The 14,930-nt window shown below is 72.9% G+C and carries 8 protein-coding genes and 2 pseudogenes; 4 read left to right on the forward strand and 6 right to left on the reverse strand.

The features are described from left to right. Positions 1-125 (reverse strand): annotated as a pseudogene (locus ACWGIU_RS10825) (amino acid ABC transporter substrate-binding protein); the annotation flags it as partial. 6 nt (positions 126-131) lie between these two features. Between ACWGIU_RS10825 and ACWGIU_RS10830 the strand changes: the two are divergent. The 3 genes from ACWGIU_RS10830 (at position 132) to ACWGIU_RS10840 (ending at position 10,546) form a co-directional block, all read left to right on the forward strand. After that, the gene (locus ACWGIU_RS10830) at positions 132-7,091 is read left to right on the forward strand and encodes an amino acid adenylation domain-containing protein (protein WP_453704441.1); all 6,960 of its coding nucleotides are present in this window, start codon (positions 132-134) and stop codon (positions 7,089-7,091) included. A 4-nt stretch (positions 7,092-7,095) separates the two neighbouring features. Continuing rightward, a complete protein-coding gene (locus tag ACWGIU_RS10835) occupies positions 7,096-9,630 on the forward strand; it encodes an FAD-dependent monooxygenase (protein ID WP_453704442.1) in 2,535 nt (844 codons plus the stop codon). Positions 9,631-9,712: 82 nt separating this feature from the next. Further along, on the forward strand, positions 9,713-10,546 hold the full coding sequence (locus ACWGIU_RS10840) for a methyltransferase (RefSeq protein ID WP_453704444.1): 834 nt from the start codon (positions 9,713-9,715) through the stop codon (positions 10,544-10,546). Positions 10,547-10,573: 27 nt separating this feature from the next. Here the strand turns inward: ACWGIU_RS10840 and ACWGIU_RS10845 are convergent, their stop codons facing one another. Further along, positions 10,574-10,825, reverse strand: a complete 252-nt coding sequence (locus ACWGIU_RS10845) for an acyl carrier protein (protein WP_453704446.1) — start codon at positions 10,823-10,825, stop codon at positions 10,574-10,576. 28 nt (positions 10,826-10,853) lie between these two features. Then, positions 10,854-11,864: a beta-ketoacyl-ACP synthase 3 gene (locus tag ACWGIU_RS10850; RefSeq protein ID WP_453704448.1), complete on the reverse strand. Its 1,011-nt coding sequence runs from the start codon at positions 11,862-11,864 to the stop codon at positions 10,854-10,856. 547 nt (positions 11,865-12,411) lie between these two features. Between ACWGIU_RS10850 and ACWGIU_RS10855 the strand changes: the two are divergent. Then, positions 12,412-12,684, forward strand: a pseudogene (locus ACWGIU_RS10855) (carbohydrate-binding protein); the annotation flags it as partial. Between the two features lie 42 nt (positions 12,685-12,726). On the opposite strand, the gene ACWGIU_RS10860 reads toward ACWGIU_RS10855, so the two are convergent. The 3 genes from ACWGIU_RS10860 to ACWGIU_RS10870 form a co-directional block, all read right to left on the reverse strand. Next, positions 12,727-13,527, reverse strand: coding sequence for a hypothetical protein (locus ACWGIU_RS10860; RefSeq protein WP_453704450.1), 801 nt, complete (start codon positions 13,525-13,527; stop codon positions 12,727-12,729). After that, positions 13,524-14,057 (reverse strand): SigE family RNA polymerase sigma factor, encoded by a 534-nt coding sequence (locus tag ACWGIU_RS10865; RefSeq protein ID WP_453704452.1) that lies wholly within the window; start codon positions 14,055-14,057, stop codon positions 13,524-13,526. Before ACWGIU_RS10865 ends, ACWGIU_RS10860 begins: the two co-directional genes overlap by 4 nt. A gap of 125 nt (positions 14,058-14,182) precedes the next feature. Continuing rightward, positions 14,183-14,930, reverse strand: a 748-nt coding sequence (locus ACWGIU_RS10870; RefSeq protein WP_453704454.1) for an expansin EXLX1 family cellulose-binding protein, incomplete at its 5' end; no start/stop codon positions are given.

Raw genomic sequence — 14,930 nt, forward strand, 5'->3', positions numbered from 1 at the left:
TCCACGGCCCGCACGATCATCTGGGCCGCGGTGAAACCGTCGGTGCTGAACAGGTCGGGCGTGCCGCCCTCCTTCTCGACACCGGCGATCATCGCCTTCTCCACGGCGTTGCCGCCGCCCGCGCCGAGTGGATGCGCGCGTCGATGGGGCGCGCCCTGCCGCTGGACGGCGGTCCCCTGGTCGAGGCAACGGTCCTCCTGGAGGGCGCGGACGTCACGCACCTGCACGTCAAGGCGCACCACATCGTCGCCGACGGCTGGACCCTCGACCGGCTGGGCCACGAGATCCTCCGGGAGTACGGCCGCGCTCCGGAGTACGTCCACGGCCCGGAGGACGACCGGCGGGAGGCCGACGGGGAAGCCCCCTCCTACCTGGCGTTCGTCGAAGAGGACGCCGCCTACCTCACGGGGCCCGGCGGCGACCGCGACCGCGCCTTCTACCGGGAGTACCTCGCCGGTGTGGCGCCCGCGCTGTTCACCCGTACGACGGGCGACGGCCCGCGCGAGCGGGGGCGCCACTCGTTCGTCGTCGACGGCGCCCTCGTGGATCGCGTCCGCGCCGCGGGCCACTGGCCCTCCACCTACGTCGCGGCCATGCTCGGCGTGTGGCTGACGCGCCTGCACCGCAGCGGGGAGGCGGTGCTCGGCGTCCCCTTCCTCAACCGTCCGACGAAGCGGCACAGGGACGTCCTCGGCCAGTTCGCCAACACCCTTCCGCTGCGGATCGCGGCCCCCGGCGGACTGACCGTCCGGGAACTCCTCGCCGAGGTCCGGGACACGACCCGCCGGCTCCGGCGTCACGAGCGGCTCCCGCTCGGCGAGGTCCTGCGCGAGGCGCCCCCGGCGGCCGGGGGCCCGCGGCAGCTCTTCGATGTGACGCTCTCCTCCGTGAACTGGTCCCGGCCGGACGTCCCGGGGGTCGTCCGGCGCAGCGCCCTGATGGCCCCCTCGCACGACCAGGCGGCACTGGGCGTTCTGGTCTCCGCCTTCGACGACACGTCCGACGTCCGCGTAGACCTGGACTACGCCCGCGACGTCTTCGCCGAGGACCTCCCCGTCACCGCCGCGGCCGGCCATCTCAGGACGCTCCTGGAGCACGGGGTGGACCTGCTGGACCGGCCGCTCCGCGACGTCCCCATGCTGACTCCGGCCGAACACCGGGACCTCACCGCCGGACGCGCGCACGGCCCCCGGGTGCCTTACGCCGACCGGGCGACCCTGCACGGACTGTTCGAGGCCCGGGCCGCCGCCCGACCGGAACGGACCGCCGTCGTCACGGCGTCCGGCGGAACGCTGACCTACGCCGAACTCGACGAGCAGGCCAACCGCGTCGCCCGCGCCCTGCGGGCGGAGGGCGTCGGCCCGGACGACCGCGTCGCGGTGATGATGGAGCGGGGGCCGCGGCTGCCGGTCGCGCTGCTCGGCATCCTGAAGGCCGGCAGCGCCTACGTGCCCGTGGACCCCGACCACCCGGCCGAGCGGGTGGACTTCCTGCTGCGCGACAGCCGCGCCAAGCTGGTGATCGTCGATAGCGGGCCCGCCGACCCTCTCCCGGGCTTTGACGGGCCCACCGCCCTTCTTCCGCACGTGCCCGTCCGGCAGATCGACGACCTGCTGACCGGCAGCGGGGCCCCGGTCGAGCCGGTCGCCACCTCCCGGAACCTCGCCTACGTCATCTACACCTCCGGCTCCACCGGGCGACCCAAGGGCGTCATGGTTGAGCACCACAGCGTGGTCAACCGCCTCGCGTGGATGCAGCGCCGCTACCCGCTCGCAGAAGGGGACGTGCTTCTGCAGAAGACGCCGGTCTCCTTCGACGTCTCGGTGTGGGAGCTGTTCTGGTGGGCCGTCGAGGGCGCGACCGTGGCCCTGCTGCCGCCCGGCGGGCAGCGCGACCCGCGCGAGGTGCTCCGGTCGGTCCGCGAGCACCGGGTCACCGCCGTGCACTTCGTACCCTCGATGCTCGGCCCGTTCCTCGACCTGCTGGAGGAGTCGCCGGAGGCACGCCGGGACATCGCGTCCCTGCGGTACGTCCACTGCAGCGGCGAGGCCCTGCCCGGGGCGCAGGTCGAACGGTTCAACCGCCTCGTCGACCGGTCCCGCCGTGAGAACGGTGGTGAACGGCCGACACGGCTCGTGAACCTGTACGGCCCGACCGAGGCGACGGTCGACGTGTCGTTCTACGACTGCCCGCCCGACCCCGGCCGCGCCGTCGCACGGGTCCCCATCGGGCGGCCGATCGACAACACCAGGCTGTACGTGCTGGGCGCCGACGATCTGCCGCAGCCCGTCGGTGTCGCCGGCGAGCTGTGCATCGGCGGTGTCTGTGTCGCCCGGGGGTACCTCGACCGCCCGGAGCTGACCGGCGAGAAGTTCGGCGACGACCCGTTCGTGCCGGGCGGCCGCCTCTACCGCAGCGGGGACCTGGCCCGGTGGCTCGCGGACGGCACCCTGGAGTACCTCGGACGGACCGACGACCAGGTCAAGATCCGGGGGCAGCGCGTCGAGCCCGGCGAGGTGGCGGCCGCCCTGCGCGCCGTCCCCGGGGTGCGCGACGCCGTCGTGGTGGGACGCGCCACCGCCGACCGGGGAACCGTCCTGGCCGGCTACTACGTCGCCGAGACCGCGACCGACATCGACGCGGCGCTGCTACGCGAGCGGCTCGGGCGGATGCTGCCGGCGTTCATGGTTCCGGTGTCTTTCACCCGGATCGACGCGATCCCGCTGTCCCCCAGCGGCAAGGCGGACCGCCGCGCCCTTCCCCCGCCGGACGACACCCCGAGTACCGCCGGAGGCGGGCAGCCGCGCAACCGCACCGAGGCGGTCCTCGCCGAGGTCTGGGCTCACGTCCTGGGCCACGACGCGGTCGGGGTGCACGACGACTACTTCGCCCTCGGCGGCGACTCGATCACCATGCTCAGGGTGCGCTCCGGGGCGGAGGCCCGGGGCCTGCGCCTCTCGCTCACCGACATCCTGCGGAACCCGACGGTGGCGGGCCTCGCCCCGTACGCCGAGGAGTGCGACGCGTCCGGCGCCGAGGCCGGCCCCGCCCCGTTCGCCCTCGTGGCCGACGTGGACCGGGCGCGGCTCCGGGACGCCGAGGACGCCCATCCGCTGACCCGGCTCCAGCTCGGCCTGCTCTACCACAGCCGCCGGCACGAGTCCTCCGCCAGGTACCGGGACGTCTTCCGGTACACCCTGGAGATGCCGTGGGGCGAGGAGGAGTTCCGTCGCGCCTTCGACCGGCTGACGACCCGGCACCCGGTGCTGCGGTCGGCCTTCGACCTGAACGGCGCCGAACCGCTGCAGGTCGTCCTGCCCCGGGCCAGCGGCGGCCTGGAGGTCGCCGACCTGCGTCCGCTGGACGCCACGGCGGCCGAGACCGAGGTGCGCGCACACATCGAGGAACGCCGCCACCACCCGTACGTCTTCGACCGGCCGCCGCTGTACCTGTTCCGCGCCCACGTGCGTCCCGAGGCGGTCGACCTGGTCCTCAGCTTCCACCACGCGCTCCTCGACGGCGGCAGCGTCGCCACCCTGCTCCAGGAGCTGCTCCAGGACTACGCCCACGGCCTCGGCCTGGACACCGGCCCCGTGGACGGATCGGCGCCCCCCTCACCGGCGGCCCACGTGCGACTGGAGCGGGCCGCCCTGCGTTCGCCGGAGTCCCGGCGGTACTGGCGCGAGAAGCTGGCCGGCTGCGAGCCCCTGCCGGTCGAGTCGTTCTCGCCTCACCTGCCCGGCACCGGACACCGTCCGGCCTCCCGACGGATGGACCTGCCCGCCGCCCTCGTCGAGCGGGTGCGGAACCTCGCGGCCGAACACGCCCTGCCCGTCAAGTCCGTGCTCTTCGCGGCGCACGTTCTGACGCTGGCGGCGCTCACCGGCACCCGTGATGTCACCACGGGCCTCATCACCCACGGCCGACCTGAAATGGCCGGGGCGGAACGCACCGCCGGACTCTTCCTGAACACCGTGCCCGTACGCCTGGACACCGCACGGGACAGCTGGCTGGAGGTGGCACGCGCGAGCTTCCGCCAGGAGCAGGAGGATCACCCCCACCGCCACTACCCCCTGAGCGCCATCCAGGAGGACCACGGCGGCCCCGTGGTGGACACGGCCTTCAACTACGTCCACTTCCGCCAGCTTTCCCGGGTGTTCGACCTGCCCGATCTGCGCCTCGCCGAGTTCCGCACCTGGGAGGAGAACGACTTCCGCCTCCTGGTGAACGCGGTCACCGAGCCGGACGGCACCGGCACGTGGCTGCGGGTCGACTGCGACGGGGAGACCTTCCCGGCCGAGCAGGGCGACCTCTACGCGGACTGCTACCTGGGCGTCCTGCGCCGTTTGGTGGAACAGCCGGACGCGGCGCCGGACTTCGCCTTCCTTGCCCCCCGTCCCGTCCTCGCCCCTCCGGCGGAGCACCCCACGGTCGTCTCCCGCTTCGCCGAACAGGCGGCCCGAACCCCGGACGCGACCGCCGTGGTGGCGGGCGGGGAACGGTGGAGCTACGCCCGGCTGGCCGAGGCCGCGGAGAACGTGGCCGGGCGGCTGCACGCGCTCGGCGCGCCGGCGAACGCCCGGATCGGGGTCGCCATGAACCGGTCTCCGCTGACCATGGCGGTGCTCCTGGGCGTCATGCGCGCCGGATGCGCGGTCGTCCCGATGGACGTCAGCTATCCGCCCGCCAGGCTGGCCACCATGGTGGAACAGGCCCGGCCCTTCCGCGTCGTGGCCGAGTCCGCGCACGCCCACCTCGCCGGCTACCCGGCGCTGCTGCTGCCCGCCGAGTCGGTGGCCGCGCCCGCGCCGGACGGGCCGACGCGGGACGGACCGGACGGACCGGCGGCGGACGGACCGGGCGGCGAGGACACCGCGTACGTCCTGTTCACCTCGGGCTCCACCGGGACCCCCAAGGGCGTCGTCATGCCACACCGCACCCTGGCCGCCCTGGTGGCCTGGCAGACGACGGCGCCCAGCGCGGTCCCCGGCGGCGTCACGCTCCAGTTCGCGCCGCTGAGCTTCGACATCTCCTTCCAGGAGATCTTCTCAACCCTGTGCTCCGGCGGCACCCTGTGCCTGGCCGACGACGCGCAGCGGCGCGACATGCCCATGCTGCTGCGCCTGCTCGACCGCGAGCGCGTCGAGCAGGTCTTCCTCCCCCCGGTGGCCCTCCAGCAACTCGCGGAGTCCGCAGGGGCACTGGGCGTCTCACCGCCGGCCCTGCGGGCGGTGATCACCTGCGGCGAGCAGCTGCGCGTCACCCCGGAGATCCGCGCGTTCTGCACCGGGCTCCCGGAGGTCGTTTTGGAGAACCACTACGGCCCCACCGAGACGCACGTGGTCACCGCGTTCACCATGACCGGGGACCCCGCGGCCTTCCCCGCGCTGCCGCCGATCGGCCGCGCCGTCGACGGGGCCGAGGTGCACGTCCTGGACAAGCGGATGCGCCCAGTGGCGACCGGGGCACGGGGCGACATCTATCTGGGCGGCAACTTCCTGGCCGACGGCTACGAGGGCCGGCCGGACCTGACCAAGGAGCGCTTCCTCCCGCACCCCTTCGCGGACGGAGACCACCGGCTCTACTACACGGGCGACGTCGGCATGGTGCTTCCGGGCGGCGACGTCGTCTTCCTGGGACGCGACGACGCGCAGGTGAAGGTACGGGGCTTCCGCGTGGAACCGGCCGAAGTGGAACTGGCCGTCACCGGCCTGGCGCACAGCTGCCCCGGCCTGCGCGACGCCGCGGTGGTGGCCCGCGATCGGGCGGACGGCGAGACCTTCCTCGCCGCCTTCCTCCTCGGCGAGGGCACGGACGAGGACCTGGCCGGCGTCCGCGAGGGGTTGCGCGCCGTCCTGCCCGCCCACATGGTCCCCTCGCACCTGCAATGGGTCTCCCGGTGGCCGCTGACGCCCAGCGGCAAACGCGACGACGCCGCACTGCGCCGCACCCCACTGGCCGCCCCCGGCCGCGCTGGCGACACCGGTCCGCGCGACGCATACGAGCGGACGCTCGCCGAGATGATGGCGGACGCCCTGGGCCTGGACGCGGTAGGAACGCATGACAGCCTCTTCGACCTCGGCGGCACCTCGCTGACCGCGATGCGGCTGGTGGTCCGGATCGAACAGCTCTACCGGGTGCACCTCCCCCTGGCCGAGTTCGTCGCAACGCCCACGCCCGCCGGACTCGCGGCATGGCTGCGCGACGGCGGGGCGACGGCCGCGTTCGACCCCCTGGTACCGCTTCGCCCGCAGGGCACCCGCCCGCCGCTGTTCATGGTCCACCCGATGGGCGGCACCGTACTGTGCTACGTCGCGTTCGCCCGGCACTTCCCGGCCGATCGGCCGCTGTACGCGTTCCAGGCAGCCGGAGCCGACCCCGGCACCACGCCACTGCGCACGGTGGAGGACCTCGCGGACAGCTATATCGCCGCACTGCGGCGGGTGTGCCCGCACGGCCCCTACACCATCGGCGGATGGTCCTTCGGCGGCTTCGTCGCCTTCGAGATCGCCCGCCGGCTGCGGGCGCAGGGCGAGCGGGTGAACCTGCTGGTGGTGGACACCACCGCCCTGGCCCAGGGACCACGCTCCTCCCACGACGACGAGGCCATGCTGGAGTGGTTCTTCCACGAGCTGCTCTGGCCGCGCGACGGGGGCACGGCACCCGCTCCGGCCGTCCCGGGCGGACCCGGCTCGCCGGAGGAGAGGTTCGCGTCCATGGCCCGCGTCGCCAGCGAGCGGGGCATCCTGCCGGCCGGCAGCTCCGGGTCCGTCGTCCGCCGCCTGTTCGACGTCTACCGGGCGAACTGGCACGCGACGCTGGCCTACCGCCCCCCGCACGAGGACCAGGACCTCACGCTGGTCCGGGCCGCCGAGCCGCTGCCCGCCGTCCTGTCCGCCATGCACGGCGCCGCCCGCACCCGCCACCAGGACCCCTGCAACGGCTGGAGCGCCGTGACCGGCGGACGGATCCGGACGGTCCAAGTCCCCGGAGACCACCTGACGATGATGGAAGAGCCGCACGTGGCCCGTCTGGCGAGCACCCTCGCCGAGCTGATCGACGCATCCTACCGAGACCACGGGGTGGGCTGACGCCATGCCATCGGGACGTCCTGCGAAAGTCCTCGTCATCGGTGCGGGCATCGGCGGTCTGACGTGCGCGGTCGCGCTCAGGCGCGTCGGCGTCGACGTCGAGGTGTACGAACGCGCCACCGAGCTGCGCGAAGCAGGCTCCGGCCTGTCGGTCATGAGCAACGCCGTCACCGCCCTCGCGGACCTCGGCATCGACCTGGGCCTGGAGAAGCGCGGCCGAGCCGTGGAGTCGTTCAGGATCATGGACCGGCGCGGCCGGCTCATCAGGGACCTGCCGTTCGGGGAAGCCTGCGAGCGGGCGGGCGCGCAGAGCTTCTGCCTCAGCCGCGCGGACCTCCAGGAGGCCCTGCTGACGTACGCCGGTGACTGCCCGGTCCACCTGGGGGCGACTGCCACCGGATTCGACACCACGGGCCCGGGGGTAACCGTCCGCTTCGCGGACGGCCGTTCGGCGAGCGGGGACGTCCTGGTCGGCGCAGACGGGTTCGACTCGGCCGTACGGCGCCACCTCGTCGGGCCCGAGCAGTCGCGGGACTGCGACCACCTCTTCCGGCTCGGCATCGTCCCCTTCCAACACCCGCGCCTCACCGAGGGGGCCGTACGCCACTACTGGGGGCGCGGACAGCGCTTCGGCCTCATCGACATCGGCCACGGCCGGTGCTACTGGTGGGCCGCCATGAGCACCACCCCCGCAACACCTGCCCCGGACCGCGTCAAGGACGCCGTCCGACGGGCGTACGAGGGGTGGGCCGACGAGGTGCAGGCGGTGATCGAGGCCACCCCCGAGGCGGACATCCTCACCGTCCCCTCGCGCGACCGGGCCTTCTTGGAGCGGTGGGGCGCGGGGCCCCTCACCCTCCTCGGCGACGCCGCCCACCCCATGCTGACCACGCTCGCCCAGGGGGCGGGCACGGCCATGGAGGACGCCGTCGTCCTGGCCCGGGCACTGGCCGATCCGATGACGGGCGACGACCCGGTACGGGCCCTGCGCGCCTACGAGGAACTGCGCCGCGACCGCGCGCGGGCGATGGTGGCCGGCTCCCGCAGCATGAACAGACTGACCCAGGGCGCCCGCCCGCACCGGCGTCTGCTTCGCGACGCCTACTTCCGGCTGGTGCCCCGCCGCGTCCTCGTCCGGCAGACCACGCTGGCCCTTACCTACCCGGGCGGGCGGGTCACCGGACCGGGTGACGTCCGCCGGGACCTGAGCCCCCTGGAACGGTTGTACTGGATCGCCGACCAGACCTCGCCGCTCAACGTCGTCGCCGGCGCCCGGGTCCACGGACGTCTGTCCCCGTCACTGCACCGCCGCGCCCTGGACGTCCTGCAGCTACGGCACCCCCTGCTGCGCGTCGCGATCACCGACGACGGCACCGGATCACATCCCGCCTTCGTCCCCCTGGACGGACGACAGATCCCGCTCCGGCACATCCGTGTACGACCGGATGACCGCGCAGCCGACACCCGGTGGCAGCACGAGGTCGACGACCGCGAACTCGCGGAGGGCCTGGACTGGCGCACCGGACCACTGCTGCGCGCGGTGGTGATCACGTCGGGAGGGACGGAGGACGAAGCCGAGGTCCACGACCTGCTGCTGACGGTCTCGCACATCGTCGCCGACGGCAAGACGTGCCTGTCACTGGTTCGCGAATGGATCGAGATCGCCGCACGACTGGACCGCGGCATGCCGCCGCGGACCACTTCGCGGCGGGTCCTCCCCGCGACCGACGACCTGCTCCCGCGCCGGCACCGGGGCGCGGCGGGCGCTGCCGAGTTCCGGGCCATGATGCGCCGGGAGGAACGGGCGTCCCTGACCCGCCCCGCACAGCGGATCGTCCCCGACGAGCACGTCCCGTTCGAGCGGCGGCGCACCCGGATGACGCACCGGTCCCTCGCCGCCCACCAACTGGAGCACCTGGTGCGGGCCGCCAAACGGCACGGCACCACGGTCCACGGGGCCCTGGCCGCCGCGATGGTGTCGGCGGTCGCCCGGGACGCGGACACCCCGGCCGCCGCGTACTTCTCGATCGGTACCCCGGTCGACTTCCGCGCCGATCTCGAACCGCCCGTCCTTCCAGACGAGGCCGGCACCTACGTGGCCACAGTCCCCACCCGCGTCCGGTACGAGCCGGGCGGGTCGCTGTGGCCCATGGCCCGGGACATCAGCCAGGACCTGGTGCGGCGCCGGAAGCGGCAGGACCACCTGGCCACGATCAGCCTGCCGCGCGTGGCGGGTCCCGGGTCGCTGGCGGACGGCGAGTCGTTCATGCGGTTCATGGACGAGAAGGGGCCGATCAACCTGTGCCTCTCCAACGTCGGCCGTTACGACTTTCCCGAACGGGCCGGCTCCTGGCAGATCGACGGCGCCCAGTTCCTCACGGGCGTCTCGGTGATGGGTGCCGTCGTAGCGACGGCCACCACCGTGCACGGCCGGCTCGCGTGGAACTTCGGCTATGTCGAGGGCCTGATTACGGAGTCGCGTGCGCGGCGCATCGCCGACGACTCCGTACGCATCGTGCTGTCCGCCCTCGCCGAGTGACCGGCCGGACCGGACACGCGCCGGTTTCGGCGAACCCCGTGGTCCCCTCCTCCGCGCCTCCCCTCCGAAAGGTTCCTTTCCGATGATCAGTGCTCCCGACCGCACGCCGACACGACGCCGTGTCCTGCCCGCCGGCGAGAGCGGTTCGCTGTGGGAGGTCCGGCCCTCGTGCGGCATCTTCGAGTTCCGCGGCACGCGTCTGCGGCTCATGGTGGAGGACCCCTCGGAGGTCCTGTTCCCGACCGACTGCGGGCTGAGCCTGCTCAGCGCGCTCGACGGCACCGGCGCTCCCGTACTGGAGGGAGTCAACGCCCTGGACATCGGCTCCGGTTCCGGCCTCTACAGCGTCGCCCTGCTCGCGGCCGGTGCCGAGCGGGTGACCGCCCTGGACATCAACCCCGCCTCCGTCGCCCAGACCGTGGCCAATGTGACGGCCAACGGTCTCGACCGCACACGGCTGACGTGCGTCACCTCGCCGCTGGAGGAGTACGCACCGGACGAGCGGTTCGACCTGGTGATCACCAACCCGCCGCACCTCCCCCACGATCCCAGCTACGCCAGGGCGGACGGACTGGAGACGGCCCTCGTCGCCGGGAGGGGCGGCCGCGCGGTGTACGACGCCGTCGTTGACCGCGTGGACGCGCTTCTGGCGCCGGGCGGCTCCCTGCTCATGGCGCACTCCTCCCTCGCCGACATTCCCCGGACCGTCGCGGAACTCACCTCGCGCGGCTACGAGGCCGAGACGCTGGAGGTCTTCGAGATGGACATCCCGCTGCTGGCGTACGCCGAGCACAGGGAGACCCTGCAGACCCGTCTGAAGGAACTGCAGGCGGAGGGCCGGGCGGAGTTCGACGGATCGCGTTTCACGGTGCACGCCCTATTGTTCCGGCGCCCCCGGGGCGCAGCCCGCCGCTGACGCCTCTCGCGGTACGGCCGGCGGGTCTCAGACCGACGCGTCCTGCCTGCCCTGCCTGTTTTGCTCGTCCTGCATCAGCCGTGCGATCTCGGCGATGGTGTCCGCTTCCGAGATCTCGTCGAAGCCGATCTTCAGTCCGGTCTCCTCCTCCAGGACGAAGGAGAGCTCCACCACGAACAGCGAGTCCAGTCCGAGAGCCGGCGGGGTGGCCTCGGGGGTCACCAGCTCGGGCCGTACCTGGAACCTGCCGGTCAGGATGGCGACCAGGGTGTCGTACATGCCATTCCTCCGAAACGAGCGGGACGAGTCAGTGCGGGCGTGCGAGACACGGCCACACGAGGGTGGTGGCGCCCCAGGCGAGGCCGCCGCCGAAGGCCGTGAGCAGAACCCGGTGTCCGGGTTCGAGGTCTCCCGCGCGGTCGGCGCGGTCGAGCAGGATCGGGATCGAGGCGGCCGAGGTGTTGCCGACCCGCTCGATGTCGGACAGCACGCGGTCCGCCGCGACGCCCAGCCGCTGTGCGAGCACGGCCAGGATCCTCGCGTTCGCCTGGTGTGCGACGATCCGGTCCGCCTCCTCCGGCTTCCACCGCGCGGCGTCCAGCGCCGCGCGTGAGGCGGAGGTCATGTGCTCCACGGCCCGCCAGAACACCTCTCGCCCCTCCAGGCGCATGTACGGGTCCGCCGGGGCGCCACCGGCCGCCGAACGTTCCTCGGACCCCCCGCCCCGTACGGTGATCAGGTCGCGGCCGTCGCCGTCGCTGCCGAGGACGCAGGTTCCGAGGGCGCCGAGTTCCTCGTGGTGGCCCGAGCGCAGGACGACGGCACCGGCACCGTCGCCGAAGAGCATGCTCGTGGGGTCGGCCGGGTCGACGTTCAGCGAGAGCGTGTCCGTGCCGACGACCAGGACGCTGTCGGCCGTGCCTGCGGCGATCAGGCCCTGGCCGACCCCCAGGCCGTAGACGAAACCGGCGCACACGGCCTGGACGTCCAGTGCGGCCGCCCCGGTCATCCCCAGGCGCGAGGCGACGCTCGGGGCGGTGCCGGGACACGGCCTGTCCGGTGTCGTGGTGGCGACGACCACGGCCGCGACGTCACCGACCGCCGCCCGGGAGAGGGCCTCGCGGCCGGCCGCGACGGCCAAGTCTCCGCTGGTGGTGCCCGGCTCCACGACGTGCCGGAACCGGATGCCGGAGCGCTGGAAGATCCAGTCGGGCGACCGCCCCAGGCGCTCCGCCATCTCCTCGTTGGCCACCCTGCGCGGCGGCACGTACGACCCGACCCCCGCCAGGACGGACGCCGGGACCGCTCGATTCCTCACTGCCCCTGCCCTCGCTCCGGAAGACGGACCGGAAGCCTCGCGGGGACCGCCGCTCCACACCTTCGACAGCTCTCCCGAACAAAGCCCCGTGTGACCACATCCATGCGCAAATCCCCCACGGACACAGTCGTACCACGCCCAGAGGGCCGACGATCCGAGCGACGCGCGGTCCTGGACCACGGGGCGCCGCCGAGGACCGCTCGGAAGCAGTCGCCCGCGTGTCAGTGAGCTCCGCCCGCCTGCTGACGGGAAGGTCGGGCCAAGACATCCCGACACGCACCTGTACGACCTCATCCGCCAGCCGTCCGCACACTGCCGGAGGATTACCTGCCGTCGGCCGCCGACCCGAAATGCCGAGTGAAGCGCCCCATCCACAGCGAAGCCGAAAGTTTCATCCACATCGTCGGCCGGTCACCAATGGGCGCCCCCGGCATGGTTGGCCCGCTTGGCGGCTACCGCCTCCGGCTCGGCGGGACGCGGAATCGGCTGATTTCCTCTGGCGGACTGGGATCCGGCTGCATGCGCCGACGGTGCCTGGATCTCTGGCGGCCGGACCGACATCGGCCGCGCCTGCCGCTGGGACGCGACCGCCGCGCGGTGGACCTCCTTGACCGACTGGATCGGCGGAGCCGACTGGAACCTGCTGGGGATCGAGAGCCTGGCGACCGACCCGGTCGACCCGAACCGCCTGTACCTCGCGAGCGGCACCTAAACCAACGACCGGGCGGGCAACGGCGCGATCCTCCGTTCCACCGACCAGGGCAGGACGTTCCAGCGCACCGACCTGCCGTTCATATGCGCCGGACATCTGGACGAACGCGCCCCAGTTCGGGGTGGCTTCGACCAGGCTACGGGCACGCCCTCATCGTGTCGGGGTGAAGCCGCCCCAGACCGAGAGGGCGCCGCGGGGACCGCTGGCGTCGACCCGGTAGCCGTCGTGCTTGGCCTCCCGGGCGCCGGCGGCGTGGTTGTACTGGCCGGCGAAGACATGCTGTCCGGCCGGGACCGTGCGGCCCGGCTTGAGAATCCAGCGGTAGACCACTGCTCCGGCCTCCTGCTGCACGGTGACGGTGAAGTCGTCGGCGGGCAGCGTCCGCCAGCTGCCGGTGCTCTGCACTCCGCCGGTCTGCGTGATGCGCAGTTCCACGGTGAGTGCGGTGAGCGGCTGGGTGGTCTGGAGGGTGATGTTGCTCTGCGCCCAGTAGGTGTTGCTGTTCGCGCCCAAGGAGCCGGCCGACCACAGAGGCCCGTCCTGGACGTGCGCGCTGCCGGGCCGAGCCGAGCCCGTGCCGCCTGACGCCGCAGGACTGGGGCTCGTCGAGGGCGAGTGGTCCGGCGCGGCCGGGCCACCGGTGGTGGGCGCCGCCGACGGCGTCGAGTGGGGAGTCCCGGTCGCGGACGGCGCGGCGGGGGTGGTCGAGACGTCCGGCCGGGCCGGAGGGGACTGGACGATGGTGGCTACGGCGAAACCACCGACCGCCAGAACGCCCGCCGTGGCGAGGGAGACGAGCGCGACCCTGGGCCAGGGCCTCGCGCCTGACGACTCGCGGTGGCCGGCGGGGGCGCCGGACATGCCGCGTTCCACGCGTGCCAGGATCCGGGCGCGGTCGGGCTGGTGAGCCTCGGCGGCTGCGCCCAGCCGCCTGGTGAGTTCCTCGTTCAACGGCTCCTCCTCCCCGCCAACAGTTCCTCGGCTGCTCCTGTGCTGCCCAGCGTCCGTTCCAGTTCTGCCATCCCCTTCGAGGTCTGGCTCTTCACCGTACCGACCGATATTCCGAGCGCCAGAGCAGTGTCCTTCTCCGACAGGTCGAAGGCGTGCCGCAGGACCACGCAGGCCCGCTTCCGGAACGGCAACCGGGCGAGAGCAGTACGCACGTCCACCACGGCGGCCACGTCCGGACCGTCCAACGGGTCCGCACCGCGGGTCCAGAACAGGGCGATCCGGCGGCGCTCGCGCACCGCGCTGCGGATCCGTGACCGTGCCATGTTGGCGACCACGCCACGGGCGTAGGCGAGTGGGTACTCGGCCTGGCGCAGCCGGTCCCAGCGCTGCCACAGTGCGATCAGGGCGTCCGCGGCCAGATCGTCGGCACCGTCCGCCTCGCCCGTCAGGAGATGGGCGAGCCGGGCGAGTTCGGCGTAGTGGCGTTCGAAGAAGTCGTGGAACTCCGCGGACGCGTCATCGAGGACCATGTCCGTCGGTCGCCCCCCTCCGCAAATGTGTGCGTTAACATCCGGGCGGCAGCGTACCAGTGCCGGTCGATCCAAGGCGCTCCGATGCGCCCCACCCCGGATCCGCCACCCGGCCGCGGTGTGGTTCAGTGCCGGGCGAACTGGACCCGGGTCGGTTGTGCGACGTTCGGCAGCAGCGCGGTCCCGTCGACCGTCAGCTGCTCTCCGTAGATGTCGGTGATCCTCATCGCGCCGCCGCACCCGCTGCCGTCGGCGGAGAGGAAGTGGTTGTAGTCGGTACGAGGCAGTCTCCGCCAGCCCTTGGTGGTGCGTACCTCCAGCCGTGCGACCGGATTCCGGTGGTCGATCACCTGGATGCCGCACCAGTGGGGGCTGGACCCGGTCTTGTACCGGATGGAGATCGTGCCGGACGAGTGGGGGCTCAGCAGGCTCCAGGTGATCGGGATACGGCCGACCTTGGGATCGGCCAGTTTCGCGAAGGCCTGTTCGCTGAGGTCCAGTTGTCCGGGTGCGCAGGGCAGTGGGCATTCGTTGGTGATCCGGACGGTGATCGAGGCGCCGCTCGCGGCGCGGACGCGCACGTAAGCGCCGCACGCCCTGGACGACTCGTAGTCGGTGGTGTTCATCGCCGCGATCATGAGGTCGTCGCTCGGGCCGAACAGGCAGGCGCCGTTGCCGTCGCCGGCGGCGTAGGCGGTGGCGACGCCCTTGTAGGTGGTCTCGGGCTGGATGCGTCCTGCCGACGGTGCCGTGGTGGACGTCGCCGGCGGGGTCGCCTTTGCCGAGGGCGGTGGCGCCGCGGTGGTCGTACCGACGGCCGTGGTCGGGGTTCCCGCGGCATGCGAGCTGTCCGTCGGGGGCGCGGGGCTCGTC

Source organism: Streptomyces sp. NPDC054840 (genome assembly GCF_053611065.1).

What these genes read in the sequence shown, in the direction of transcription:
- ACWGIU_RS10865 (WP_453704452.1), bottom strand. Translation starts at nt 14,057, where the DNA reads ATGGTCCTCGATGACGCGTCCGCGGAGTTCCACGACTTCTTCGAACGC.
- ACWGIU_RS10845 (WP_453704446.1), bottom strand. Translation starts at nt 10,825, where the DNA reads ATGTACGACACCCTGGTCGCCATCCTGACCGGCAGGTTCCAGGTACGG.
- ACWGIU_RS10840 (WP_453704444.1), top strand. Translation starts at nt 9,713, where the DNA reads ATGATCAGTGCTCCCGACCGCACGCCGACACGACGCCGTGTCCTGCCC.
- ACWGIU_RS10835 (WP_453704442.1), top strand. Translation starts at nt 7,096, where the DNA reads ATGCCATCGGGACGTCCTGCGAAAGTCCTCGTCATCGGTGCGGGCATC.
- ACWGIU_RS10830 (WP_453704441.1), top strand. Translation starts at nt 132, where the DNA reads ATGCGCGCGTCGATGGGGCGCGCCCTGCCGCTGGACGGCGGTCCCCTG.